The following is a 26,309-nucleotide window of genomic DNA, read 5'->3' on the forward strand; positions in this document are numbered from 1 at the left end:
ACTAACAGCCTAAGCCCCGACCAAAGCTGAACCATTTTAACGTTATCCACTTTTACACAGAGATATCCACAGGCACAAAAAAAGGGCTGAATAAATTCAGCCCCTTCTCATCAATCACCAATCACATTCGATTAGTGTATAAACCGCTCAGTCATTAACTGAACTGGTTCATGGTGTTGTCTTTACCGCCTGCTTTCAGTGCAGCTTCACCGGCGAAGTATTCTTTGTGATCATCACCCATATCTGAGCCAGACATGTTTTGGTGTTTAACACAGGCAATACCTTGGCGGATCTCTTTACGCTGTACGCCAGCCACATAACCCAGCATACCTTCTTCACCGAAGTACTCCTTCGCCAGATTGTCAGTAGACAATGCGGCAGTGTGGTAAGTCGGCAGCGTGATCAAGTGGTGGAAGATACCGGCTTCACGAGCAGAATCAGCTTGGAAGGTACGGATCTTATCATCAGCACGAGCAGCCAATTCAGTCTCATCGTACTCAACACTCATCAGGTTATCGCGGTTGTATGCAGACACATCTTCACCGGCTTCAGCCATCGCATCAAAGATCTGCTGACGGAAGTTAAGGGTCCAGTTGAATGATGGGCTGTTGTTGTAAACCAGCTTCGCATTTGGAATCACTTCACGGATGCGGTTAACCATGCCACCGATCTGGCCAATGTGTGGCTTCTCAGTTTCGATCCAGATCATATCTGCGCCGTTTTGTAGTGACGTGATGCAATCCAGTACGCAGCGATCTTCACCAGTGCCCGAACGGAACTGGAACAAGTTAGAAGGCAAACGCTTAGGACGAACCAGCTTGCCGCCTTGCTTGATCACTAAGTCGCCGTTGTTCATGTCATCAGCAGAGACTTCTTCAACATCTAAGAAGCTGTTGTACTGATCACCCAGATCGCCTGGCTCTTTGGTTACTGCGATTTGCTTAGTCAAGCCAGCACCCAGTGAGTCAGTACGGGCAACGATTACACCGTTGTCTACGCCCAGCTCCAAGAATGCGTAGCGAACTGCGCGGATTTTCGCTAAGAAGTCTTCATGAGGAACGGTTACTTTACCGTCTTGGTGGCCACACTGCTTCTCATCCGATACTTGGTTTTCGATTTGGATACAGCAAGCACCCGCTTCGATCATCTGCTTAGCCATCAGGTAAGTCGCTTCAGCGTTACCGAAACCCGCGTCGATATCTGCAACGATAGGCACTACGTGCGTTTCAAAGTTATCGATTTGTGCTTGAATCGCTGGCTTATCAGCATCAGAAGCCGCATCCAACTCGCGGAACAAACCACCCAGTACACGGGCATCTGCCTGGCGAAGGAAGGTGTACAGCTCAGCAATCAGGCTAGCAACCGAAGTCTTCTCATGCATTGACTGATCCGGGAGGGGACCGAACTCAGAACGCAGCGCTGCAACCATCCAGCCAGACAGATAGAGGTATTTTTTGTCAGTCGTACCGAAGTGTTTCTTGATCGAAATCATCTTCTGCTGACCGATGAAACCGTGCCAGCAACCTAAAGATTGAGTATACTGAGAAGGATCAGCGTCATAAGCGTCCATATCTGCACGCATAATGTCAGCGGTGTATTTGGCGATATCTAAGCCAGTTTTGAATCGGTTTTGAGCTCTCATGCGGGCTGCAGACTCAGGATTGATAGAATCCCATGCGCCTCGGGCAGCTTCAATGGAATTAGCAACTGATAAAGTGTCTTCTTGATACTGTGACATAGGTGATACTCCTCAAACGTTAATCGTTATTACTCTCTAGTTGCTAATCATCTTATTCGCAGTTGCAGCATTTTTGAAATAAATGGAGATTATTCTTATAATTCACCAGCGAAATAAAGGTCGAAATATGAGGGTTTTCCTAGCATCCACGGCTACAAAGGTTCCGACGAAATGAACATTGGACGCATTGATTTAAACCTTCTGGTCTACTTAGATGCACTACTTCGTGAGCGAAATGTCACCAAAGCGGCCAATCAATTAGGTATTAGTCAGCCAGCTTTAAGTAATGGATTGCGTCGTTTACGGGATTTATTTGATGACCCGCTGCTGGTTCGCACCAGTGAAGGCATGATTCCCACCGAGCGCGCCGAGCAATTGCAGCCGGTTATTCGCGATGTGCTATCCAAAGTGGACATGGCTGTGCAGCCACAAGCCGACTTTGATGCCGCCAACGAAGAACACTTATTTCGGATTATGGCCAGCGATTACGCCGAATCCACCCTATTTCCACACTTATTACAGCGCCTGCGCCGTGAAGCGCCCGGCATTATTCTGGACATACTTACGCCCAGCGACGTGAGCTTTCTCGATGTAGAGCGCGGCAAAGTGGATATGGTCATCAACCGCTTTGAGACCATGCCGCAGTCGTTTCACCAAAAAGGCATCTGGAAAGATCACTTTGCCTGCCTGACTAGCATCGACAATCCCATCCTGCAAAATTTCACGCTGGAAACCTATATGGATGCGCAGCATGTCTGGGTGAGTAAAACTGGCATGGGCATCGGCGTAGGCATGGACCCGCACGATGTGCAACACCTTGGCTGGGTCGATGAATCGCTATGTAATATCGGCAAACAGCGCCGTATTACCGTATTCACCCGCCACTATCAGGCCGCCATGCTACTGGCCGAACAAAACGATTTGCTGGTAACCTTGCCTTCACGCGCCGCTAAATTGCAGCGTGATAATCCGCGGGTTGCCATCTTAGAGCCACCGTTCGAAATCCCCCCATTCGAACTAAAAATGGCCTGGAGCCCGTTAGTACAACACAATCCCGCCCACCGCTGGATGCGCCGTTTTATAATTGACGTCGCCAACAGCTTACTTGCTGAAGATCAAACTTAAAGGGGAAAATTTACGCTGCCATGGACACACTGGTCTCACTGTTTGCTTCGATTAATTATCACGATCCGGCTTGGATCGGCATCGCCTATGTTTTTGGATTTGTTGTCTGGCAAATCGGCTTACCGCCGTTAGTTGGCTTTCTGATTGCAGGCTTTACGCTCAATTTACTGGGCGCTCAAGGCGGCGAATTCCTGGATATCATGGCCGATATCGGCGTGACCTTGCTGCTGTTTAGTATCGGCTTAAAGCTGCATATCCGGCAATTGCTACGCCCCGAAGTGTGGGCCACCGCTACACTGCACTTAATCGCCCTGACCCTAAGCAGCGCCATTTTTATTATCCTGCTCAGCGTTTCCGGCCTGCCACTCCTTAAAGATTTAGATTACAACGCCGCGCTTATTCTGGCGTTTGCGCTCTCTTTCTCCAGTACCGTGTTTGCGGTCAAAGTGTTTGAAGATAAAGGGGAAATGGGTAGCCCTTATGCCAAGGTGTCGATTGGTATTCTAATCGTGCAGGACATTGCCGCCGTAGTGTTCTTAGCTACCTCCGCCGCCAAACTGCCCTCACCTTGGGCTGCTGCCGCAATTATTGGTTTAATCGCCTTAAAGCCGGTGTTGATTGCCTTATTAAAGCGCGCCGGTCATGGTGAGTTACTGCTGTTGTATGGCTTGCTGCTGGCCAGTGGGGGTTATGCTTTATTTGAATTGGTCAGTCTTAAAGGCGACTTAGGCGCTTTATTCCTCGGTATTCTGGTGGCGTCACACCCTAAAGCCTCCGAGCTTGCCAAGTCCTTGTTATCACTAAAAGATTTATTCTTGGTAGGCTTCTTTCTCAGTATTGGTATCGCGGTCACGCCAACGGTAGATACCGTGCTGATTGCGCTGCTACTCATCACCATTATTCCACTTAAAGCGCTACTGTTTTTCCTATTCCTTACGCGCCTGAAACTGCGCACCCGCATGGCGACGTTCACTTCACTGGCGCTCTCTAATTTTAGTGAATTCGGCCTGATTGTAACCGCTATCGGCGTTGCCAAAGGTTGGCTCAGTAATGACTGGCTGGCGGTTATGGCGATTGCCGTGGTGATGTCGTTTATCCTTGCCTCGCCGCTTAATGTGAAAAATGGCGCGATCTATGCCCGCTATAAAGCATGGCTGCATAAACTCGAACACAGCAAGCGACTGGAAGCCGATAGCACCATTAACCTTGGTCGCACTAAAGCCTTAGTGTGTGGAATGGGTCGCGTGGGCCATGGTGCATACGAACAACTGCACCGCAGCCTTGGCGATTATGTGGTGGGGATTGATACGCAAACTGAGAAAATCAACGCCCATCAGCAAGCGGGTCGCAAAGTGTTTAATGGCGATGCCAGTAACCCCGACTTCTGGTTGCGGGTCGGCAGGGTCAAGCCGGAGCTGGAAACCGTGTTGCTGTGCCTGCCCAACCATCCTACCAATCTGCGCGCGGCCACCGCCATTCGCGACTGGGGATTTACCGGCCATATCGCCGCCATTACCAAGTATGAGGATGAGATTCCCGAGCTAATGGAAGTCGGCGTCAACTCCACGTTTAATATCTACGCGGAAGTCGGCACCGGTTTTGCAGAAAATGTATTGGAGCAAGCCTACCCGCCCGAGGAAAATACCTCAGTCTCAGGGTGAAAGGCGTACCAGGCAAACCAGAAGCCATTCACCAGCTCAAGGTTATTGCCATTGGCGTCTTTAATCTGGCCATCGCGATTGGGCACATCAAATTCGATGCTTAAGGTTTGCCCGGCGAACTGATCCGTTAGTGTAGTACCACCAGCTAAAGCCAACTCCTTAAACGGATAGGCTTTATGCTGGCCGTTAATGGTAATGCCCAGCACGCGCTCTTTCGGGTGATAACGGCGACTCTCGGCCGATACCGGAAAATACGTTTTGCGACTATCGTCATAATTACCATAGGGCGAGCTTTCATAATCCCGCGTATAACCCGTGTTAGTGGATAACACTTTGGTCGCCGGATATTGTTCCAACCATTTTCCCCAACTGGTTTGCGAAGACGTTACCATGCGTAACTTCTGCCCTTTCATCGGGCCATTGATGGCTTTGGATAAAATCTGTGACCACAGCGTTTCAGTCTGCCGGTCGTACAGCAACACATCGCTGTTATAGAGCAAACCCGAGACGCCAAACTGCAAGGTCTTACCGCCGAGCGCTGCCTCGTACACAATGCCCGTGCCGCACAAGGGGCAGAACGTTACCGAAATCGGTTTACCCTGAATCGTGTCATTCACAATCTCATGCCAATTCAGAATTTTGATGGGATAAGCCCGCGCCTCGCCATTCACCTGAATGCCGATAATGCGGTCTTTGGCTTGTAGAAAATCAGCTTGTGCAGCAGGGATAAAATCGGGGCGATCAATGGAGGGAATGCCATCTCGTGGCGGCCCACCTTGAAGTATTTGATTAGCAGGGATCAGGCTTTGGCTCAATTCAAAACCATTCTTGGTTTCGGCGCTGGCAAGGCCGCTAATGAGCAGTGTGCTGAGTAATATAGTGTTTAAAATATGCATACGATGTTCCTCTGGTATCAGTATGCAATACGTAAAAACCAGCCTGTCAGATGCAGAAGATCATTCTCCATACTCTTTTCAAGCTCACTGCACATTTACTGCACAATTGGCGAATAAGCTGCTCGCAGGCTATCTAAAACCAGACCCAGCGAACAGCAACCTCTAACAATAATAGGACCAGCTATGCATAATCACTCCACTGCCAAGGGCTTACCCGAGGCACTTCGCCACTCATTACTTATTTTAGTGTGTGGCTCAATGTTGCTGTTAGCCGGTTGCGGCAGTAGCTCCAGCTCTGACACCACGACTTCCGATTCCAACGTCACTACCGTACCAACCGCTGATACAGATACGGATGACACAACGGACGACACAGACACCAGCACAGTCGCCGATGCTGATTTCGAAGCCACTGACTGGACCGATGAAACCCACAGTAAAAACGTAGACCCTAATTTCGATGAAGTCTTCGATGACAGCCAAGTTAAGCGCTTAGACTTTGTGGTGAGCGATGAGCGCTGGCAAAGTATGTTGGATGACATGACCGCCACCTACGGCACCTTTGGCCAACGCTCCAACTCGCAAGGTTTACTGGATACCGAAGAAGATCCCATTTTCGTACCAGCAGACGTCTACTACAACGGCACGCAATGGTATCGCGTCGGCATTCGCTTTAAAGGTAACTCCTCACTGCAAAGTAGCTGGCAGGCCGGTATTCTCAAGCTCTCATTCAAACTAGACTTTGACGAATTTGAGGATGATTACCCGCAAATCAAAAACCAACGCTTTTACGGGTTCAAGAAATTCAGTCTGAAAAACAACTACGACGACGAGTCGCTAATGCGCGAGAAAGTCGCTTCCGATGTGTTTAAAAATGCAGGTGTACCCGTTTCTCACACCGCGTTTTACACCCTCTATGTCGACCACGGCAACGGGCCGGAATACTTCGGGCTTTACACGCTGGTTGAAGAAATCGATAGCACCGTGATCGACACACAGTTCTCAAACAATGACGGCAATCTGTACAAGCCGGAAGATGGCAGCGCCAATTTTGAGGATGGCACCTTTAACGCTGACGACTTTGAGAAAAAGACCAATGAAGACGATGAAGACTGGACTGACATCATCACTCTATTCACCGCTCTGCATGATGACTCTGCTACTTCCGAGCCGTCTGCCTGGCGTGAGAACCTCGAAGCGATCTTTGATGTCGATGGCTTTTTAAAGTACTTAGCGGTTAATGGCATTATCCAAAACTGGGATACTTACGGGCGCATGCCGCATAACTATTACCTGTATAACAATCCGGACACAGGCAAGCTATCTTGGATTCCTTGGGATAATAACGAAGCACTGCAAACTGGCAAACAAGGTGGCGCGCTGGCGCTCAATTTCTCCGGTCTGAATAGTACCGAGTGGCCTCTGATTGCCAAGATTTACGACGATGACGTGTACAAAGCCCGCTATGACAGCTACTTGAACGATGTCATTTACGGTGCGTTTGAAACCAGCAGCATGCAAACAATGTACGACACTTATTCTGCTTTAATCGAGCAATATGCAACTACTGAACGCTCGGGCTTTTCATACCTTGAAAGCACTAATGACTTCTACAATGCCGTGGATACGCTCAAGTCGCACGCTAGCAGCCGAGCCAATGCGGTGAGTAGCTATTTGAATAACTAATACGCTAAGTAACAACGCGGCGGCTCAGAATTACGCATATCACTTGATACCATTTAGCATTCGCAGTAGTCTGATCTTTTAGCAGAGAGCTGATTTATGTCTAACGAAGCTAATGAATTTCATGTTGATATGCCTGAGTCGCCCCTACCGCAACTCACTCCCGCGCAAGCTCGCGTATTTGCTTGCCTCGTCGAAAAACACCTCGCCACCCCCAATAGCTACCCGCTAACCGTTAATTCCTTAATTACCGCCTGCAACCAAAAAACCAACCGACAGCCCGTTATGGCACTCACCGAAGGCGAAGTAAGCCGCTCCTGCAATGAGCTGGTCGAGCTGGAACTGGCCCGTATCGAATATGGAAGCCGTGCCAATAAAATCACCCACACCGCCATGCGCGCGCTAAATATGAATCGCGAGCAAATCGCCGTGCTAGCCATACTCATGCTGCGCGAGCCGCTCACCCTCAGCGAGATCAAAGCCCGTACTGACAAGATGGTTGCCTTTGATAGTGTCGATAAGGTGCAGGAACTGGTCACTGGCTTGTTAGAAAGAACTTATCCGCCGATTGTGGTGCTGGGCAAAGGCCCCGGCAGGCGTGAAGATCGCTACTCACATACCTTATGCGGCGAAGTGGATATTGACTCGTTTAGCTTTTCGGAATCATCCGGCGGTGGTGCGCAAGGTGGGATTAGTGCCGATAGCGAAGCTATGAAGCGAATTGAAGCGCTGGAGGCTAGAGTTGAGAGTTTGGAGCGGATGCTAGAGGAATTAACCTCCTAATGGTAAAATGACACATAAAATATACTAATTGAATCAATAGTTAAGCGTTTTAATGATAAATAAGGGGCAATTTTATACAGCCTCTTTTTTTGTGCCTGCCTATATCCCGAGATTAAAAAAATGAGTCAACAACCGTTAAGCTTTGGTCGAGCTTCGGACTGTTAGCTTGAAAAGACAATTTTTCCGTGGCGATAGTTTTAGAGCAGACGCTGGGGCTTCGTATTTCCTGCTAAATACAAAAAACCACCAGAAGAGTCTAGCGCGGAACTTAACAGTGAAAAATAAAAATACCTGTCGCCTTCATTATTTTATGGGGTACTTAAGTACCTTATTTGTAAGCCTTTTATTAGCCAACGGGCAAGCTCAGGCAGCAAGCTTCACCTTAGGAGGCCCAACCAGCCCAGCCATCATTAGCGGTAGTGAGTGTGAACCGGTCTTATACCGGGTACCCATTGACCAGACCTATGAAGGCAAGTTACTGGATATGTTGGTCGATATCACAGAGGAAGATAATCAATGGAATTTGACCCGCGCCTCACATGGATACTCAATCCCCTGTACCCGGGTTGTTGATGGCACTTTGAGCTTTGTCCTCGACTCTGTTAGATATTCTAATACCATCAATAGCTGGACGTTAGATGAAAGCGATGATATCGGCGCCGACGGAATTTCCGGAACGGCTGACGATGGTGATGATTCCGCCCACATGAATATGACTTTAACTGTTGTGGAGCGCAATACGACAACCCCGGTTACAGTCGACCGCCTTATCATTACCGGTTTTGATCTTGATCAGGGGTCAGGCACCGATGATATCTATTATATATCCGCTAGCAATACCCAACCAATTCTCGCTAGTGACAGCGAGGTTGACCTATCGGAAAATACCTCCTACAACACTTACAACCTGAAAAACAAAGGCAGATTAGAGTCCTGCAACGATACTGCAACCGCGCCAGACTCAACCTGTCGGGCGAGTAGTATCTTTCTGGATACATCGTCAGTAACACTTCGCATACAAAATGATCTTGCCTACGTGCGTCTATTCAATTTTTCTTTTCGGGTTCAGGATCTGGAAGCGATTATAGGTACATCCAGCGATTACGGCGACACTCCTAACACCTACCCTGTCGGCGCCCAAACTATAGGCACTGCCTTGGCTGCTCTTGGTACCGGCTTCGTGCCTGATGGTGAGACTGCACAGCAATTTACAAATAATGCTGATGGAGATGACACTGACGGAGCTGGAGGCGCACTCACGGCGCTTGATGATGAAGACGGTGTTTTCCTGTCGGATGGTACAACCAAACTGGATGGCGCCGATTTAACCACAGGTGAAACAACTACGTTAAGCATCAAGACGTTTGGCTCAGGTTACTTAAATGTCTGGATCGACTGGAACCAGAATAACAGCTTCGCAGATAGTGGTGAGAAAATCATCATCGACCAGAATATTGTAAATACCGGTGAGACAGCAATCGATGGCACAGCAACTACTAACGCCACTGATGCGCGTAGCACTACCAATATTTCAGTTCCGGTTCCTGCTGGTGCTGTCGTCGGCCAAACCTATGCGCGCTTCAAGTTCACCTCAGAGGCTGCACCTGGTGTTGGTGTCACCGCCAGTAAAGGCGAAGTTGAAGACTACTCCCTAATACTGTCTGCACCACCTTCATTCGGGACTGGAATGACCTACTGTGAATCAACCGGAAACTTATTGCTTGGTCCCAATCTAATCTCCGGGGGCTCTTTTTCAAAACAAGGGAGCTTATCTACAAATATTCCAGGAGCGACAACGGGTTATGAGTATTACACGGGAGTAGGCTTCTCCGACGGCTGGCCAAATGATAAGCAGTATGAGCCTGAAAATGGTAAGTACCTAATCACATCGCGAACAGGACCTAACCTCTATGGTGCGGCTTTAAGTTCAGCAAGAGAATCAGGCCTCTGGCACGACCTGAGAGGAGTTCAGGCAGCAACTAATTCAACTGACAAGTTTATGGTGATTAATGGTGATGAGACCCCAGGTGGCGTTTTTGTCCTGCCCATTTCAGTTGAAGTCGGTGACAACTATGAGTTTTCTGCCTATTTTTCGAATCTGATCTCACGGCCCGACCTTAAGACCTATATCGAACCGAATATTGCTTTTGAATACTCCATAGACGATGGTGATACTTGGATTGAGATTGATACAACAGGCAATGTAGAGGCCTCTCAATATCCGGACCCCGCGGGATGGCAACAAAGCGCAGGGTTCATCACTTCGAGTATTACAGGAACGATGTTAGTTCGCCTTAATTCAATTGCCCCCGGAGGCAGTGGTAATGACTTTGCGGTGGATGAACTGGTTTTTCAAAAATGTTCGGCAATACCAGTTGGCGAAGCCTCATCAATCGATTACTCAGATGCACCCGCCGATAACTCCACAGCGCCAAATGGTATAACAAAATCCACCGCTTACGGTACAGCCACTCATGTGGTGACTTCCGGTATTCAATTGGGCGCTTCCATCACCGGTGAAACCAGTGCCGTTGAAGATGCCGATAATGATTCAGATGATGGCGTATTTACCGATGCGGCATTGACGGCAGGCCTACAGGGTGGAAATTTTAAACCTGAAGACAGCTCTACCTTATACATCCCCGTTTCAGGCAGCGGTAAGCTTTACGCGTGGATCGATTGGGATGGCAATGGCGTATTTGGTAACAACAGCAATGAGCTGATTGCCAATGGTATTGCCGGCGCCAATGAAACGCTGATAGTAAATGCCAGCGTGCCGATAGCCGCCAATCTTGGCACCACTTATGCCCGCTTCCGTTTCAGTAGCGATGCGGCATTAACGGAACCAACGGGGGCAGCGAGTGATGGTGAAGTCGAAGACTACCAAGTCACTATTGCCAATACCGCAACGGCTCCTACTGCACCAGCAATTGCTTATTGTAGTAACACCTGGACCTTAGACGGCGGCGTTTATAAAGCCACAACCAGTCAAGGCGTTGCAATCTCTGCAAGCACTACCGCAGAGCCAGGAACTTCCTGGTCATTTGCGCCCAACGATGCACTCAATACCTCCGGAAATTTTAGCTTTGCAGCACTCAATGGCTCCCCCTCTTTAAGCACCGTCTTTACTTGGGACACCTCTCCGGAAGATGGACGTTTAGCCAATGCAGCCAATGATGCTGCAAGCGGCACGCTAACATTTAGCTTTGGGGTACCTGTTAAAAATCCGGTTCTACATATCGATCGTCAAGGTGGTTATGGCTCCAGTGCGGCTGCCACCCCTCAAGGGCTTAGTAATTCCTCAATTATTACGCCAAATACAGCGAACGCCAGCGCCAGTTTTACCCGTCTTGCAGGCACTACACACTTTTTAGTGACCAGTAATAGCATCCAACGCACGCCCAACGAAACCATGCAAGATACGGGTGTGACCGGTGCCTCAGGGGCTGATAGCACCATCTATACCGCCATGGGGTCAGTACAAGTTAACGGCACCTTTAATAGCCTAAGCCTTGACCTAAGCGGCGTCGGCGTTGAGGGAGCAGGTGCCGATGGCATTGAATTTGTCATCTGTGCCGAGCCTTATGACTACGGCGATGCACCTGCCAGCTATGGTGAAGCCGCTCATAAAATTCCTGATACTCCCGTTGTCTACTTAGGCGATGTGGCACCCGATCACGAACCACAAATCCTGAATACTGCTAATGGTGGTTCAGATGGTACCGGGGATGACCTGAATGGCAGCAATGACGAAGATGCTTATGTAAAACTACCCGCAGTGTGGACCAGCCAGTCTCACTATCGCCTAAAGTTAACCTGTAACGATACCGGTGCTTTCGTCTCCGGCTGGGTTGATTTCAATCAAAATAATCAGTTTGATGTGGGCGAGCGCAATACCGACTACCCAAGCAAATGCAGCAGCACCGGCAGCGTGACGCTTAACTGGACAGGACTCTCCGGCTTAACCGCTGGCAACACCTATGCCCGCTTACGGATTGGTTCGGATACCGATGAGATTTCCACCGCAACCGGTACCGCCAGTGATGGTGAAGTAGAAGATTACCCAATCGTACTGCAAGCGACGGGTACACCACCGGGCGCTTGTAATGGAGAATTAAGCTGGCTAAATCTGGCCGGCCAACCGGCTTATCCAACAGCGAGCTGGAATGTCAATTGGGCCGAGCGCGGCCTCAATGCCACCCTAGGCTTTAGCACTACGATGACCGGCAGCAACGCCAAATGGACCTCCGCTGCACCCAGAGTATTTACCGAAAGCAACTTTATTAATCGCTTCAGCTCTCCGGGCTATGCGTTGGGCTTAAACCATCCAGCAGACCTAAGCGGTACAGGCTCAACCATCGCCAATATTGGATTTGATACCCCATTACCAGCTAACACCTACATGGTGGTACGGGATGTTGATGCGACCAATGAATCTATTAGCTTCTCCAATAACAGCTTGGGGTCTTTGCCAGCCCCCAGTCTCTGGGAAACTCAGAGCACTACCGAGCTTAATGCGAACGCTATCGAGACCCCCTCATGGAACAACCCAAGCCTGTTCGCCGCCTGGGACGCCGCCAACCAGAAACTAGTCACACTGTCGGATGGCCCGAATAATGATCAGGAAGCTTATGTCTGGCCTGTCGCCGGATTAACGGATATTCGTGTCACCTACCAAACCTATGCAGGCTCGGCGAATATCGGCTTTGTCAGCTGTATTCCACAAGACTACGGAGATGCACCGAATACTTATTTGACCACGAAGTCCGCAGCAGGCCCGCAACACGGCATTATTAATGACGTCCGCCTTGGCGCGAACACTCCGGACACTGATAGCGACGGCCAACCTTCAACCGATGGCAATGGTGATGGTGCCGATGAAGACGGCATTAGTAGCCTACCCACCCTCACCAGCTCCGACCGCAGCTTTAGCGCGACCGTGAGTGCCAGAAATGACACCGCTAACCCCGCGACCTTAGTCGGTTGGATTGATTTTGATAATAACGGCACGTTGGATGCTGATGAAGCGGCCATCCGAACCATTGCTGCTGGCAGTAGTAACGCCAGCTACACTCTCAACTGGTCTAATATTCCGGTCGATATTCAAACTGGTGATAGTTATTTACGCTTGCGTTTAACCACCGACTCCTTAAGCAACCGGGAACCAGGTGGTGCCAAACGCGATGGTGAGGTTGAGGATTACCTTATCACTATTAAGGCGGCTGGGGTTATGGTCAGTGGCCGGGTGTTTAACGATTCGAATGTCGATGCAGCCAATGACAGCACTGAAATCGGCGTGACTAATTTACCAGTCGTACTCTATGAAACGATTAGTAAAACCTGCATCAGCACACGAACTAACGGCTCAGGAAATTACGTGTTTAAGGATGTAACTCCCGGTACCTATCAAGTGTATGAAGCCTCTCGGGAAAGTGTGCCAACTCCTGGGCAATGTGGCCCTGTCAATGCTAAAGACCCAAGCGGCTACCGCTCAACGACCAGCAAAGTACGTGAAGCATTTACCGTGACGACCAATGACATTACCGGACAAGACTTCGGAAATGTGAAATTACCCGTCTTCGAGCCAGATAACACGGGTCAGATTTTACCGGGCAATGTGTTGTTCTATGCGCATAAATTCACCACGCCAACTGCCGGCAGCGTCCGCTTTAGCAGCTTATCCAGTACGCATCGCAGTAGTGGTTGGTCTTCGATTATTTATCGGGATGAAAACTGCGATGGCAAGCTAAACCAAAGTGATGGAGCCTCGCCTTTACAGACCAGCTCAATGGAAGTCAATGCGAATGATAAAGTTTGCCTGATCAATAAAGTCTATGCGCCATCTAATGTGGCCGCCAATGAGCAGTATGCTCAAAACATCACGGCTGACTTTGACTTTAAAAATATCGTTGCGGGTACATTAGCGCTGACAGTACGAGATGTCACGACGGCAAAACAGGTTCAGGCACCCGCTTTACCCGCAACACCAGAGGTAGTCGCTGAGCCAATCACACCCGCTCAGGAGCCGGTCGATGCAACACCAACCACACCCTACATTCCTGAGGTTCCGGAAGCTCCTGCACAAGCGCAGGTCGACCCAACACCAGTGACTCCGGCCGTCGGCCCATCTCGCTTGGAGCTGCGCAAAACAGTTAAAAACATTAGCCAAGGAACCGCTGAAACCAGCACGGTAAACTCAGCAGATCCCGGCAATATACTGGAATACCGCATTTACTACAGCAATACCGGTACCGGACCGCTAAGTGATCTCACCGTGAATGATCGCGTGCCAGCCTATACCGAACTTGTAGGCGTTGCCGACTGCGGCATGATCTTACCTGATATGGGTTGCACCGCCAGCCCACTAAGCTTGGATGATGCTTTACAGTGGACATTCACCGGGCAGTTGCCAGGTGGTTCAGGGAGCTCAGTCAGCTATCAGGTGGTTATTGATCAATAGGTTGCTCATGACAAATTTTAGAGAAAACAACCGCTTGGTCTGCAAAGTGTTGTGCTTATCGGGTTTCAGAGCTAGCATCGAGATAGCCATAATAATCAATATAATAGGTTTACCCAGATGAAACTTAAAAAAAGCACATTGCTCCTGCCCCTTGTTTTTGCAGCTTCCATGTTCGCCAGCCCATTTGCGAATGCACTACAAATGGAGCCATTGTCATTAGTTTTAAAACCAGCCGGTGCGGGTGCTAACCAGATATTTAGCGTGATCAATGAAAGCGCCAAGCCGATTGCAGTGCAGTTCAGCATGACGACTCGCCAGCAGCAAGGCGATAAAGAAATCCGCTTACCTGCTGATGATAAATTTATGATTTATCCTCCTCAAACCATTATCCCACCAAAAACAGCACAGAAAGTGCGCGTGCAATGGTTGGGTGATAGCAATGTTCAGCAAGAGCAGGCGTTCCGTTTGATTGCTGAGCAAGTGCATGTGTCTTTGGACAAAGAGCCAACCGGCGTCACTATGTTAATGAAGCTGGTCGGTGCCTTATATGTACAGCCTAGCAAAACGCAAAGTAATGTCCGCGTGAGTGCAGTGCGCCCTCAGGGCAACAAGCTTAGTGTAACCGTTGCCAATACCGGCACGCGCCACCAAATCTTAGATAAAGCCATTCTCAACCTGCAACATGGCAATCAGGTGATCTCGCTTAAAGGCAATCAGCTATTGGGAATGGAAGGTAAAAATGTACTGGCCAAATCCACACAGCAGTTTTTGATCAATAAGCCTGCGCAGGTTCAAAATGCCGCTTGGGTTGCATCACTAAACGTACAAAAATAAAAGCAGTAATCAATTCAGGGCCGTTTGAATAGCGGCCCTGAATAAGGTGTTTGTGGGCAGTATGGGGTTAAAATTTGGTGGCTGCGCAGGCAGCGCTTCCAGCCGGATTCATCGGGAGTTACCCGCATGCACCACCCTATCGCTATGCATGGCTATTGCCCTGTCCATTCCCGTTACACTCATTCCAACTCCAGCAAGCGCCGATCAGGCGAGCGACATGCAAGCCATGTTCCTCAAAGCCTTTGGCTCTAAGAAAAAAGCCACGCCTTCCCAATTCACCGTCGACTTAAAGATTGATGGCGAAACGCATCAGTCGGTCATGGTGTTTAATAACAAGCAGCAAGTGGTGAGTCGGGTAAAGACAGTCGACCTCATCCCGCAGCTAAAATCCATCTTAAAAGAAGACGTGTTTTTAGAGCTGGAAAAAGCCATTGGCGACACCAAAGAAGTCAGCTTTGAATGGCTGGCTAAACATGATATTAAAGCCGCGTACGATACCGCCGCCTTGAGCCTGAATCTGGCACTCGACCCTGAACAACGCGAACCGCTGGTGCTCTCTTTACTGCAAGAACTGTCATCCACCATTCGCAAAGACAATAAAGTAGAAGCCAGCCAAGTCAGTGGTTACTTAAACCTATATACCAATACCGAGCTCTCCTATCAGGAAGATGAGCACAGTACCGACTTTCAGCTTCAGCTCGATGGCAGTCTAACCATCGACAAAGCCACCCTGCAAAGCCAGCTAACCCGAAACACTGATGACTGGTCGCTGGATAAAACCTACATAACCTATGACGAACCTGAAAACTTAAGACGCTACCGTGCCGGCGAAGTCAGCGCGATTACGCGTAATTTTCAAGATAGCTTCTCGCTGATCGGGCTATCGGTGAGTAAAGACTTCACCTTAGATAAAACGCAGGAAACACAGCCAAAAGCCAGCGAGCGACTGATCTTAACCACCCGCTCCGATGTCATTATCTTACTCAATAACTTTCAGATCGAGCGCTACACACTGGCACCCGGTACTTACTTATTAGAAGACATTGGTTTGAGTAATGGCCAAAACGACCTGACGCTAAAAATCATCGACTCCTTTGGTAAAGAGACCATTAAGCAGTCCTCCCAATTATTTGATACCCGCTTACTAAAACCTGAGCTCTCCAAATACGCCTTCGCAGTCGGCGCACTAAGCAATAGCGACACGGATGAGTTTGCGGTGAATGGCATTTACCAATATGGCGTCTCCGATACCTTAACTGCCGGAGCGGACGCACAAGTCATTGGAAAGCAGTTTTTACTCGGCGCAGAAGCGCTAAAAGTGGTGAATGCGGGCGTGTTTGATACTGGCATTGCAATCAATGGCGATGCCTCCGGCGTCTCTGGTGCAGCGGCCAGCGTAAAATTTAAACCGAGTTTCTCCCGCGAAAAAGGCTCCGTGCATTGGGATGTCGGCGGTGAAGTGCGTTCCGAGCAATTTACCACCACACTATTTACCACCACCCTCAGCGATACAGACTCAGACACCGAAGTAACGGATGATAGAAGCTTAGAGACGACTCTCTACCTCAACACCAGCAAATTGTTATTTGATAAATGGAACACCTCACTGGGAGTCAACTACAGCCGTTTCTATGGTGCGGATGATGCGCTATCGCTGGACTTATCAACCTCCCGCCGCTTTGCCAAAGGCATTAGCTTTAGCGCAGGCTTAAACTATCAGGAAGACAGCGACTGGAGCGTTAAGGCGCAGTTATCCGTACCGCTTGGTGGCAAACAATCGCGACGCAAGCGGCTGGGCCTACTCGCCAATGGCAAAGATGACTCTTTTGAAGCGCGCTATGAAATTAAAGCACGCAACTCAATCGGGCGGGATAGCCTATCCGGCAACCTGATACACCGCCAAAAAGGCAGCAGCTCAGAAGACAGAGCCGAAGGCGCAGTCAGGTTCCCGCAATTTGAGTCGCACTTTAGCGCAAGCCATTTAAGCTCCGACAGCCTCAATCAACAGCGCTTGCAAGTGGGCGTAAATACCAGCTTAGCCTGCGCCGGAGAAGACTGCGCCATCACCTACCCCATTGAAGATAGCTTTGCACTGGTTGGCGGCCCTAAAAACCAGAAGCAAGCCATTGCGCTGAATACCGGCAACCGACGCTTTGTGTACTCAGAAGATGAAGACTCCATGCTCCCGATCAGCTACGCCGCCCTAATTCCAACACGCGACAGTAAGGCGGTGATCCATCTGGATGACTACCAAACGCAGCGCATAACCGTTGATGAAGTCTCCCTACCCTTTGGCTACAACCCCGAGAAAACCGAGTTTGAAGCCTCCCCAGGCTATCACCACGGCTTTAGCTTTGATGTCGGTGGCGAGCCAGGCACGGTAGTCGATGGCGTACTCGTAGATAAAGACGGCAAGCCGCTTGCCTATAAAGGTGGCCAATGGATTTCCACTAAGAACAAAGATAAAGCCATTGCCTTCTTCTCAAACAAAGCAGGCCGCTTCCGTGTGCCCTCTATGGTCTCTGGCAGCTATCGCCTTGAGCTGCATGACTACCCCAATATGGCACCGGTAGAAGTCGATATAAGCATGCAGGATAATGGCGTTCAGGATCTGGGCAACGTCGCCATTCTCCTATAAACACCTAACGCCTCGCCGAATACTTTAGCCAATACCCTCCTGATAATTGCCACTCCACTACTCCGCCTGTCTGCAACACTAAGAATTTCCCTAAAAAATCCCTCAATACCCTCCGACTAAATGCCCTCCAAAATCCGGCCAAATACGCAAAACCCCGACGACTGGCCCAAAATTCTCATTCACTACCTATTCAGCTTTGATTTTGTAAGCCAACCTGAAACAGCGATAGAAAGTGCCTCAGCCAATCACGAAAAAAACACCCAGGCAACTCATCGTTCCGCAACAGAATCACTCTCTAAGATCACACGAAAAACAAATAATTTATATAAAAATTAACAACTTATAAAAAACAGAACCACCTCTAATAACGGCCCAATATCGCTAATAGAAAATAAAGACATCGTTATCATTTAAAGGAAAACAAACCTCTAAAATACCTATTTAAAAAGACGATCTCCTGCCACCACTCGTCTGTAAACGCCGAAACTGAACAGATATTAAGATTCGTTCATAATCCGTTCATATAATATTCAGTAAAGTAGGCACCAGATTTGAGACGCTTCCCCCAGCTTTCAAATACTCTAATTATAAAAATAAACAGGTATACAAAATGAAAAAGTTTTCCCCGATCCTAGCTTCAGCCGCATTCGTTATTCTTAGCTCTTCTGCCATGGCAGCAACCGATACTAAGACAATTGATATTGAAGTTATTCAGGGTACTTACGCAGAACTGGTTGGTTCAGCAGTAGATGGCAACATCAACAACATCGACATGGGTAAGATCACTGGTAACTCAGCGACTTCTCTAGGTACATTAGGTGTTAAATCTAACGGCAAGAATTGCGAAATCTCTTTCTCAACATTAAATAACTACCGCTTAAAACACGAAACCAGCGGAGCGACACTGAAGACATTTTTCCTGAACTATCAGGGCACTAATATCTATTCAAACGTTGATGAAAACTCAAACCGTAAATTAGATTCTTGTGTGATGGCAGCCAGCGCACTGACTTTTGAAACATCGGGTGAAGCACCAGATGTAATCGAAGCCGGTACTTACAAAGACACAGTGACAATTACTCTGACCGCTGAGTAAGACTCCACCCCACTTTAAAGCAAGTAATAGATGATAGATTTGAAACGCTCCCCCCAGCGTGCAAACCTTCTAAATATAAAAATAAATAGGTACACAAAATGAAAAAGTTTTCCCCGATCTTAGCTTCAGCCGCATTCGTTATCCTTAGCTCTTCTGCGATGGCAGCGACTGACACTAAAACAATCGACATTGAAGTCATTCAAGGTACTTATGCTGAATTAGTAGGTTCCGCAGTGGATGGCAACATCAACAACATCGATATGGGTAAAATCACCGGTAACTCTGCAACGTCATTGGGTACATTGGGCGTAAAGTCTAACGGTAAAAACTGCGCGATTTCTTTCTCGACATTGAACAACTACCGCTTAAAGCACGAAACAAGTGGAACCACACTGAAGACTTACTTCCTGAGCTACTTAGGCACTAACATCTATTCAAACGTTGATGAAAACTCGACTAGAAAGCTGGATTCGTGTGTGATGGCAGCCAGTGCGCTGAATTTTGAAACATCTGGCGAAGCACCAGACGTAATCGAAGCCGGTACTTACAAAGACACTGTGACAATTACTCTGACCGCTGAGTAGGAAAGAGATACCTTTTTGTAAAAAAAGCTAGTAGGTTAGGACGCTCTAATACGCGTCCTAACCTCGTTTTTTATAAGAAGGAACATAAATGACAACATTCCCCCGTGCTGTCTTTTTAACTGCATTGATTGTTTCAACATCAGCAGCACTTGCCACCAGCGACACTAAGACTATTAATGTCCAAGTCACTCAAGGCACCTTTGCCGAACTCACCGGATCTGCGGTAGATGGGCATATCAACACCGTCAGTATGAACAATATTGAGTCGAATGCCGCTGTTTCATTGGGAACATTAGGCGTGAGATCAAACGGCGACAGCTGCGCACTTAAGTTTTCTACGCTTAATAACTTCGCGATGATTCATGATACGACGGGTTCGCTGCTTAAACGTTACCAACTCAGCTATCTTGGGCGTAGTGTCTCGTCTAATGATGCGCCGACTATTCGTCTGGATGCTTGCACGATTAACAATCAACTACTGACCTTTGCAGCACGTGGCAATATGCCGGAAGTGATCGAAACAGGTTGGTATCAAGATCGGGTCACCATCACTTTGACCGCAGAGTAATTTTTTGAACAAGCTATGAAAATATCGTTATCGCAAGCCCTTGAAGACTATGTAAACAAAAAGGTCGGCAGTGGTCTTTACCGCTCAGCCGATGAGATCATCGAAGAAGCCCTTCTGCTGCTGCAAAAACAAGAGCAAGCGCTGGAACGTCGCACTCAACGCGATGGTTTACTCACCCAACGACTCGCAGCACCGCGTAAAAAAGTCATCGCGCCTGCCGAGACGAGAAAAGGCATTCTGGAAAGCTTAAAAGATGAATATATTGGAACACGGCGTAGCTGAAAAGCTTACAAACCCCGCCCCAAGTTAGCCACCATCTTTTCGCCTAAGCTTAAAAACTGAGCGAGCTCTGCATCGCTAATGCCCTCGCGCATATTCGTTAGCGTTACAAAATCAAACTCCTGAAGCCCTTTAAAGCACGCCGAGCCCTGCTCACTCAAGATGAGAAACTGGCTGCGCTTATCATTTGGATTCGCCACTTTTTCAACAAGCCCTTTGTCAACTAACTCTTTGACCAGTCTCGTTATTTGCCCCTTATCCTTTCTCAAGTGATCCGCTAAGGCATTAGACGTGCAGCCTTCAATGTGGTGAATACTGCGCAAAATAATGAAGTGTAACGGCGATAACTCCAGACCTTGCGCCTTCAGGTGCTCAGTCATTGAGTGCTTCAGGCCTCCCAATATTTGAATGAACATACTTTGTAACTCTGACTGATAACCTTTCATCTTACCCTTCCATAAATTTAGTTGACTTAGTCAACTACAACATCTAAGATTCTCACCATTATAGTTGATATTGTCAACTAAATTACACACATCACACCTTAGAGAACACTCATGCCAAAACTAGCACAGAAAATTCTAATCATTGCTTCTATCATTGCAACCTTGGGCGGCACCTTAACCTTTTTAATGACATGGCGCAGTATCGGTTTTAGCGACACATTCGTGACATCGTGGCTGTCTTCATTTGCCTTATGCGTGCTGTGTATCGCACCGCTGGGTGGCGTGATTTCGTATGCGCTCAACCGGACGATTAATGCCGTGTTGCCAAACTTCTCCAGCCTTCAGAAAAACATCACGTTTGGCTTCGGAATGGCATTCATTATGGAAGCGATTATGGGCGCAGTCACTACCATGAACCTGCATGGCTATGAATCATCCGTCTTTGCCAGCCAATGGTCTGCTGCATTTTTAGCGGCGCTGCCAGTTGGGATCGTGTTTTCGATCGTTATGTCGTTGGTGATTAAGCCGCGTTTGGAGACGTTTTTGGCGAGTTGATGGATACAGCGTAACGAGAAGCTCTCGCCAGCCTACCGCCAAACAACATCCTCATAAATATCATCCAGGCACAAGCCTGCACTGAAGCGACTAGTCCCGTCCTCGCATTGCACAAGGATAGTATCCATCGAGGAAAGCGCTGAAACTTGCCATGCCCCCTCCTCATCTCGTTGGTAATAATCAACATGCTTTCTGTCAGCAGAAATCAGAAGGTAATAGCGAAGGCTGTCTAGCTCACTGTAAGCCAGCCACTTTTCACGTCGGTCAACTGCCTCAGTCGACGGGGATAATACTTCAGCAATTAAACACGGCGCATCTTTGTAATGACTATGATCGTCGTTCTCATTACAAACCAGCATAACGTCCGGGTAATAAAAACGTTCTCCGTTTTCGATGCGAAGCTTCATATCGCTCATGAAGACACCACAACGACCGCCTCGGGCTTTACTCCGAAGCTGAAAGAAAACATTCCCCGCTATACGATTATGATTTTTCGCCTGCCACTGCCATTGCATAAACTGCACCTGTCACATATTCACGACGCGTTTCCGCACGCTCTTCTCCGTCTAAATACTCTTCAGCTGACAATGTTGTTTTGATGACTGCTTTTGACATGACTGGTTACCATTTTTTACTGCGTTTAGATAAACACAACATAGCAGGATAACTCTCTAAAATAACTGATAAAAGTTACCGCCACCGACATGCCCGAGGATCAGTGCAATCAGGCCCGCTGCTGTCGGCTTCTGAGAATGGCTGCCGTCAGTAATACGACGGTTAAGGACAAACACACCACCGCCATAACGACATACGCTTCCAGTGTTTGCTGGTGATAGACGATGCTCTCGACGGGCTCGAAATAGCGGCCGGTTTCATCATATGGGTAGTGCCAGACGGAGTAGCTCAGGTAGGTGGAGAGAATGCCGAGTAGAGCGAAGAGGTAGCTGGCGTAGTAGAGAGTTTTGGTTAGCATTATATCTCTTTGAAATCTCATAGATGACCCGCGATTCACTTAGTATAAAACTGCCTCTAAACCACCACAAATATGCCGTGCGAACCAATCGTATCTTCCTGTTTTTGAGCCACTACCATGATCACCAATGGGCTAAACACCTTGATGAGTCACAAATAGAACTGGGGTCTGGAAAGCGGCAAGTGGTTCCTGAAGGTCGCTATGATGAGCGCTATAAAATTACTGTGCCTGAATCTTTGAAGACCAATAGGAAACCATAGCATGTGACTTATAGTCCGTAGACTTATAAGTCTAGCTTGATGAGTATGTTTTGCACTTAAACTACTCAAAATAAGCAAATGACGGACAATATTCTCCTCGCCTTCGGTGCCAGAGTAAAAGAGCTACGTCTCGCTAAAGAGCTCAGCCAAGAAAAGCTAGCTCAAATCTGTGAGCTAGACCGAACTTACATTAGCGGCATTGAAAGAGGGATTAGAAATGTCGGCTTACTAAACGTCAAAAAGCTTTCAGATGCTCTAGAAATATCACCCTCTGAACTACTTCGGTTTGGAGATGATAATGTCTAATAAAGCCTATTATCACGCGCCTGTTAGCAAATTCCTCAACACAACCACTGAAGAAATTCGCGGTACGATTACCACCTCTCACACGCAATCCATTGAATACAATCAAACACGCGCATGGATGGGACAAGTCGAGAATCTGCAGGAGCAGTTGTCAGACTTTAGTGATGGTTATATTTGCTTTGAATTATTAATTCCTCGCATGGGCAAAAGAGCCGACGTAGTTTTACTCTACCAAGGGATAGTTTTTGTCTTGGAATATAAGGTCGGAGAAAAGAACTATAAACCCATGGATAGCCGCCAAGCCCTAGGTTACGCAATGGATTTAAAGCACTTCCACAGCGCCAGCCATGAACGTGTAATCATTCCTATTCTTGTGGCAACCAAAGCAAAAAATGCTGACATTGACGTAATCAAACATGAATCTGGTGTTTCAGATGTTATTTGTAGTAACGGCCAAAATCTCTCACAAATTATCAAAGCCTGCACTGCGGCCTTCAACACAAAGAAATTTTGCTATACGGACTGGTTAAACGCTCCTTACAGGCCGACGCCAACGATTATTGAAGCGGCTAAAGCTCTCTATGCCAAGCATGATGTAAGAGATATTTCTCGCAATGATGCAGGTGCAGTTAATCTAGCTACAACCTCCAAGCAAATCCAAGAAATCATTACGACTTCAAGAAACAAGAAACAAAAATCCATCTGTTTTGTGACAGGTGTTCCCGGTGCAGGGAAAACACTTGTAGGCTTAAATATTGCGACTACCCACCCAGACGGAGATGTTGATCATGCTGTTTTTCTATCGGGTAATGGACCGCTTGTAGCCGTACTGCAGGAAGCCCTTGCAAGAGATAGTAAATTAAGAAACAAGCGTATTAAAAAAGATGATGCTAAGCGTGAAGCCAGAGCAGCTATTCAAAATATTCATCACTTTAGAGACCAAGCATTGACTGACTCCGGAGCTCCACCGGAGAATGTTGTCATTTTTGATGAGGCTCAGCGCGCTTGGGATTTAAAGAAAACAGAAGATTTTATGATCCGTAAACGGCAGCGTGAGACATGGAATCAGTCAGAGCCCGAGTTCCTAATTAGCATTATGGACCGACACGAGGAATGGTGCGTCATCATTGCCCTCATTGGTGGCGGCCAAGAAATTAATACCGGAGAATCTGGATTACAAGGATGGTTATCTGCATTGGAAAACTCGTTTGATGATTGGCAGGTCTACTATTCAAATGAATTAAGACAATCAGAATATGCCGGCAACGGGGTCAAACTAGAATATTTAGAAAAATCTGATAAAGCTCTAAGCTTGAAGAATCTCCATTTAGCAACATCGATGAGATCATTTCGAGCAGAGAAACTCTCCAATTTCGTCCATTATGTTATCGGCAATGACGCTAAAAAAGCGAATGAGAATGCCGCATTTTTAGTTGAGAAATTCCCACTGTTTGTGACCCGCAACTTACAAAGTGCTAAGTCATGGGTCAGATCTCAAACTAGGGGAACAGAGCGGTCAGGAGTTATGACCTCATCTAGCGCTGTTCGCCTAAAAGCAGAGGGTATTTACTTCCCGGACTCAGAGAAGTTTAAGCCCGAAAATTGGTTTCTCAATAGTGCTGACGATGTGAGAAGCAGTAATTATCTTGAGGATGTAGCGAGTGAGTTCGTCGTTCAAGGCTTAGAGCTGGATTGGTGCTTGGTAGGTTGGGATTCTGATTTTAGATATCAGGATGGAGCTTTTCAGCACTTAGTATTCAATGTAACTACCTCGAAATGGAGACCGCTTAAAACCGATGAGGAAAAGCAATACTTAGAGAATGCTTACCGAGTGCTCTTAACTCGCGCCCGCCAAGGAATGGTGATTTATATCCCGCATGGTGATATCGAAGATGAAACTCGTAAACCTGAGTTCTACGACCAAACCTACTCATACTTGTTAAGATGCGGGATGCAGCCGCTAGATAAAGATTAGTGAAACGACAACAACTGAGCTAAATTTGGCATCACATGCTCAGTAAATTCACTAACTTCCATGACATTACCACTCCGGTTACACGCGATAAACGTGCCATCCGGAGTGTCATTCTCAAAGTTATGAGTTTGGCTGCGGCCATCTAAATAGCCAACGCAGTACCATTCGTTTTTAAATTTAAAGAACTCAGAATCCATCGCTGACTGATGTGGAAATTCAACTTTTGCAGTCGATGGTAAGTCTTTCCATTCAATAATTTTACAGTGTGAAATAGCCATAAATCCTCTCTACTTCCGATCCCCAGTAGCCCGCCAAACCAGCTCATTCCTCAACTGCCCTTCCGGTACGATCGACTCATAGCCGTGCTCGCGTACATGGCCGAGCATGTGCTTGGGCGATATGCCAAATTCGCGTTTAAACGCCCGCGACAAGCTGGCCGATGAGCTAAAGCCGGAGGCAAAGGCGACATCGGTCATTGAGCATTGGCTTTGCAGCAGTAGGTGTTGTGCGTGTTGCAGTCGCAAGATGACGTAGTAGCGGTTGGGCGACATGCCGAGTTTGGTTTGAAATTTGCGAAACAGGCTACGCTCCGACACGCCGAGTTGCTTGGCTAAGGCTTTGATCGATAAGGGCTCTTCCACGTAGGTGCGCATGAGTAGCGAGGCACGCCCGACGATGCTGGGGTTGTTATACACGCGACTGGCTTTCATGCCGGTGTCGGGAGCCGAGAGTTCGACGGGGTTGATCTGCATATCGTGCGCCACGGCGTGTACCAGCGCTTCGCCGCCGTGTTGGCCAACTAAGTGCAACATCATCGGCACCACGCTTAGGCCGCCCGCGCAGCTTATGCGGCGATCGGTAACCAGCATGTCGCCCTGCTGGATTTCAATGTTAGCGGTGCGGTAGCGTTCGGTAAACGCGGTGACGCCAGTGGGGTGTAAGGTGATTTTTTGGTTTTGCAGCAGTTGCGCTTCAGCTAGGATAAACGCACCACTGTCGATCGCGCCCAGCACCACTTTCTGGCGGTTTAAGCGCTGTAACATCTGTTTCATAGCGGGCGAGAAGTCGGCCAGCGCGTCGTAGCCTGCCACTACGATCAGGTAGTCTACGTCTTTGGTATCGTAAAACTGCTGTTCTACGGCCAGCCGCGTGCTGTTGCTGGCCTCTACCGAAAGCCCGTCGAGGCTGGAGTAGTGCCATTCAAACAGGCGCTTTCCCGCATAGCGATTGGCGAGGCGCAGCACTTCGGTAGCGAGTATTAAACAGTACAGCGGCAGTAGGCGAATGAGCAAAAACGATACAGTGACAGGGGCTTGCACGGCGGTTACTCCGTAGTCATTTTCTTAAAGTGCCACATTATGGCAGTTTAGGATAAAAGTCATGCCATTTCTCAGATTATCTTGAATAGCTTAAGGCCCGTTCTGTGCCGTCTAGCAAAATCTGGAGAAG

23 protein-coding genes are annotated in these 26,309 nt (G+C 48.1%); 15 read left to right on the plus strand and 8 right to left on the minus strand.

The features are described from left to right. Positions 1 to 154: 154 nt before the first annotated feature. Positions 155 to 1,738 carry an isocitrate lyase gene (locus tag LEUMU_RS0117265; protein ID WP_022953556.1) on the minus strand — a complete coding sequence of 528 codons (1,584 nt, stop codon included), beginning with the start codon at positions 1,736 to 1,738 and terminating at the stop codon, positions 155 to 157. A 171-nt stretch (positions 1,739 to 1,909) separates the two neighbouring features. Between LEUMU_RS0117265 and LEUMU_RS0117270 the strand changes: the two genes are divergently transcribed. Both LEUMU_RS0117270 and LEUMU_RS0117275 read left to right on the plus strand, forming a co-directional pair. Next, entirely contained in the window at positions 1,910 to 2,863 is a 954-nt protein-coding gene (locus tag LEUMU_RS0117270) for a LysR family transcriptional regulator (RefSeq protein WP_022953557.1), read from the plus strand. A gap of 20 nt (positions 2,864 to 2,883) precedes the next feature. After that, entirely contained in the window at positions 2,884 to 4,524 is a 1,641-nt protein-coding gene (locus tag LEUMU_RS0117275) for a cation:proton antiporter family protein (protein WP_022953558.1), read from the plus strand. On the opposite strand, the gene LEUMU_RS0117280 is transcribed toward LEUMU_RS0117275, so the two are convergent. Continuing rightward, the gene (locus LEUMU_RS0117280; RefSeq protein ID WP_022953559.1) at positions 4,488 to 5,420 is read right to left on the minus strand and encodes a DUF3179 domain-containing protein; all 933 of its coding nucleotides are present in this window, start codon (positions 5,418 to 5,420) and stop codon (positions 4,488 to 4,490) included. The two genes, LEUMU_RS0117275 and LEUMU_RS0117280, sit on opposite strands and share 37 nt — an antisense overlap. A gap of 183 nt (positions 5,421 to 5,603) precedes the next feature. Between LEUMU_RS0117280 and LEUMU_RS0117285 the strand changes: the two genes are divergently transcribed. The 9 genes from LEUMU_RS0117285 to LEUMU_RS26605 all read left to right on the plus strand — a co-directional run bounded on the left by LEUMU_RS0117285 (position 5,604) and on the right by LEUMU_RS26605 (position 20,348). After that, a complete protein-coding gene (locus LEUMU_RS0117285) occupies positions 5,604 to 7,106 on the plus strand; it encodes a CotH kinase family protein (protein WP_022953560.1) in 1,503 nt (500 codons plus the stop codon). 96 nt (positions 7,107 to 7,202) lie between these two features. After that, positions 7,203 to 7,886: a YceH family protein gene (locus LEUMU_RS0117290; protein ID WP_022953561.1), complete on the plus strand. Its 684-nt coding sequence runs from the start codon at positions 7,203 to 7,205 to the stop codon at positions 7,884 to 7,886. A 274-nt stretch (positions 7,887 to 8,160) separates the two neighbouring features. Next, the gene (locus tag LEUMU_RS0117295) at positions 8,161 to 14,346 is read left to right on the plus strand and encodes a GEVED domain-containing protein (protein ID WP_022953562.1); all 6,186 of its coding nucleotides are present in this window, start codon (positions 8,161 to 8,163) and stop codon (positions 14,344 to 14,346) included. A gap of 117 nt (positions 14,347 to 14,463) precedes the next feature. Further along, positions 14,464 to 15,180 (plus strand): fimbrial biogenesis chaperone, encoded by a 717-nt coding sequence (locus LEUMU_RS0117300; protein WP_022953563.1) that lies wholly within the window; start codon positions 14,464 to 14,466, stop codon positions 15,178 to 15,180. 61 nt (positions 15,181 to 15,241) lie between these two features. Beyond that, positions 15,242 to 17,818, plus strand: coding sequence for a fimbria/pilus outer membrane usher protein (locus LEUMU_RS0117305; protein ID WP_022953564.1), 2,577 nt, complete (start codon positions 15,242 to 15,244; stop codon positions 17,816 to 17,818). A 610-nt stretch (positions 17,819 to 18,428) separates the two neighbouring features. Beyond that, positions 18,429 to 18,914: a hypothetical protein gene (locus tag LEUMU_RS0117310; RefSeq protein ID WP_022953565.1), complete on the plus strand. Its 486-nt coding sequence runs from the start codon at positions 18,429 to 18,431 to the stop codon at positions 18,912 to 18,914. A 98-nt stretch (positions 18,915 to 19,012) separates the two neighbouring features. After that, on the plus strand, positions 19,013 to 19,498 hold the full coding sequence (locus LEUMU_RS0117315) for a hypothetical protein (protein ID WP_022953566.1): 486 nt from the start codon (positions 19,013 to 19,015) through the stop codon (positions 19,496 to 19,498). 88 nt (positions 19,499 to 19,586) lie between these two features. Continuing rightward, the gene (locus LEUMU_RS0117320; RefSeq protein ID WP_022953567.1) at positions 19,587 to 20,066 is read left to right on the plus strand and encodes a hypothetical protein; all 480 of its coding nucleotides are present in this window, start codon (positions 19,587 to 19,589) and stop codon (positions 20,064 to 20,066) included. A gap of 15 nt (positions 20,067 to 20,081) precedes the next feature. Further along, positions 20,082 to 20,348: a ribbon-helix-helix domain-containing protein gene (locus LEUMU_RS26605; protein WP_022953568.1), complete on the plus strand. Its 267-nt coding sequence runs from the start codon at positions 20,082 to 20,084 to the stop codon at positions 20,346 to 20,348. A 5-nt stretch (positions 20,349 to 20,353) separates the two neighbouring features. On the opposite strand, the gene LEUMU_RS0117330 is transcribed toward LEUMU_RS26605, so the two are convergent. Further along, positions 20,354 to 20,791 (minus strand): MarR family winged helix-turn-helix transcriptional regulator, encoded by a 438-nt coding sequence (locus tag LEUMU_RS0117330; RefSeq protein ID WP_022953569.1) that lies wholly within the window; start codon positions 20,789 to 20,791, stop codon positions 20,354 to 20,356. Between the two features lie 111 nt (positions 20,792 to 20,902). Here LEUMU_RS0117330 and LEUMU_RS0117335 point away from each other — a divergent pair, with 111 nt between their 5' ends. Next, positions 20,903 to 21,346, plus strand: a complete 444-nt coding sequence (locus LEUMU_RS0117335; protein WP_022953570.1) for a DUF2798 domain-containing protein — start codon at positions 20,903 to 20,905, stop codon at positions 21,344 to 21,346. Positions 21,347 to 21,378: 32 nt separating this feature from the next. On the opposite strand, the gene LEUMU_RS26610 is transcribed toward LEUMU_RS0117335, so the two are convergent. The 3 genes from LEUMU_RS26610 to LEUMU_RS0117345 form a co-directional block, all read right to left on the minus strand. Beyond that, positions 21,379 to 21,861 (minus strand): Uma2 family endonuclease, encoded by a 483-nt coding sequence (locus LEUMU_RS26610; RefSeq protein WP_211223037.1) that lies wholly within the window; start codon positions 21,859 to 21,861, stop codon positions 21,379 to 21,381. After that, positions 21,830 to 21,961 (minus strand): hypothetical protein, encoded by a 132-nt coding sequence (locus tag LEUMU_RS29325; RefSeq protein WP_281169932.1) that lies wholly within the window; start codon positions 21,959 to 21,961, stop codon positions 21,830 to 21,832. The genes LEUMU_RS26610 and LEUMU_RS29325 overlap by 32 nt, the downstream gene beginning before the upstream one ends. A 109-nt stretch (positions 21,962 to 22,070) precedes the next feature. Beyond that, a complete protein-coding gene (locus LEUMU_RS0117345) occupies positions 22,071 to 22,319 on the minus strand; it encodes a hypothetical protein (RefSeq protein WP_022953571.1) in 249 nt (82 codons plus the stop codon). Positions 22,320 to 22,342: 23 nt separating this feature from the next. Between LEUMU_RS0117345 and LEUMU_RS28610 the strand changes: the two genes are divergently transcribed. The 3 genes from LEUMU_RS28610 to LEUMU_RS0117355 all read left to right on the plus strand — a co-directional run bounded on the left by LEUMU_RS28610 (position 22,343) and on the right by LEUMU_RS0117355 (position 24,860). Beyond that, positions 22,343 to 22,579 carry a type IV toxin-antitoxin system AbiEi family antitoxin domain-containing protein gene (locus LEUMU_RS28610; RefSeq protein ID WP_211223038.1) on the plus strand — a complete coding sequence of 79 codons (237 nt, stop codon included), beginning with the start codon at positions 22,343 to 22,345 and terminating at the stop codon, positions 22,577 to 22,579. Between the two features lie 78 nt (positions 22,580 to 22,657). After that, positions 22,658 to 22,885 (plus strand): helix-turn-helix domain-containing protein, encoded by a 228-nt coding sequence (locus LEUMU_RS0117350; RefSeq protein ID WP_022953572.1) that lies wholly within the window; start codon positions 22,658 to 22,660, stop codon positions 22,883 to 22,885. Further along, the gene (locus LEUMU_RS0117355; protein WP_022953573.1) at positions 22,878 to 24,860 is read left to right on the plus strand and encodes a DUF2075 domain-containing protein; all 1,983 of its coding nucleotides are present in this window, start codon (positions 22,878 to 22,880) and stop codon (positions 24,858 to 24,860) included. The genes LEUMU_RS0117350 and LEUMU_RS0117355 overlap by 8 nt, the downstream gene beginning before the upstream one ends. Here LEUMU_RS0117355 and LEUMU_RS0117360 read toward each other — a convergent pair. Together LEUMU_RS0117360 and LEUMU_RS0117365 are read right to left on the minus strand one after the other, a co-directional pair. Further along, positions 24,857 to 25,138 (minus strand): hypothetical protein, encoded by a 282-nt coding sequence (locus tag LEUMU_RS0117360; RefSeq protein WP_022953574.1) that lies wholly within the window; start codon positions 25,136 to 25,138, stop codon positions 24,857 to 24,859. The genes LEUMU_RS0117355 and LEUMU_RS0117360 overlap by 4 nt on opposite strands. Before the next feature lie 9 nt (positions 25,139 to 25,147). Then, positions 25,148 to 26,179, minus strand: coding sequence for a GlxA family transcriptional regulator (locus LEUMU_RS0117365; protein ID WP_022953575.1), 1,032 nt, complete (start codon positions 26,177 to 26,179; stop codon positions 25,148 to 25,150). Positions 26,180 to 26,309 lie beyond the last annotated feature (130 nt).

It is taken from the genome of Leucothrix mucor DSM 2157 (assembly GCF_000419525.1).
Classification (GTDB): domain Bacteria; phylum Pseudomonadota; class Gammaproteobacteria; order Thiotrichales; family Thiotrichaceae; genus Leucothrix; species Leucothrix mucor.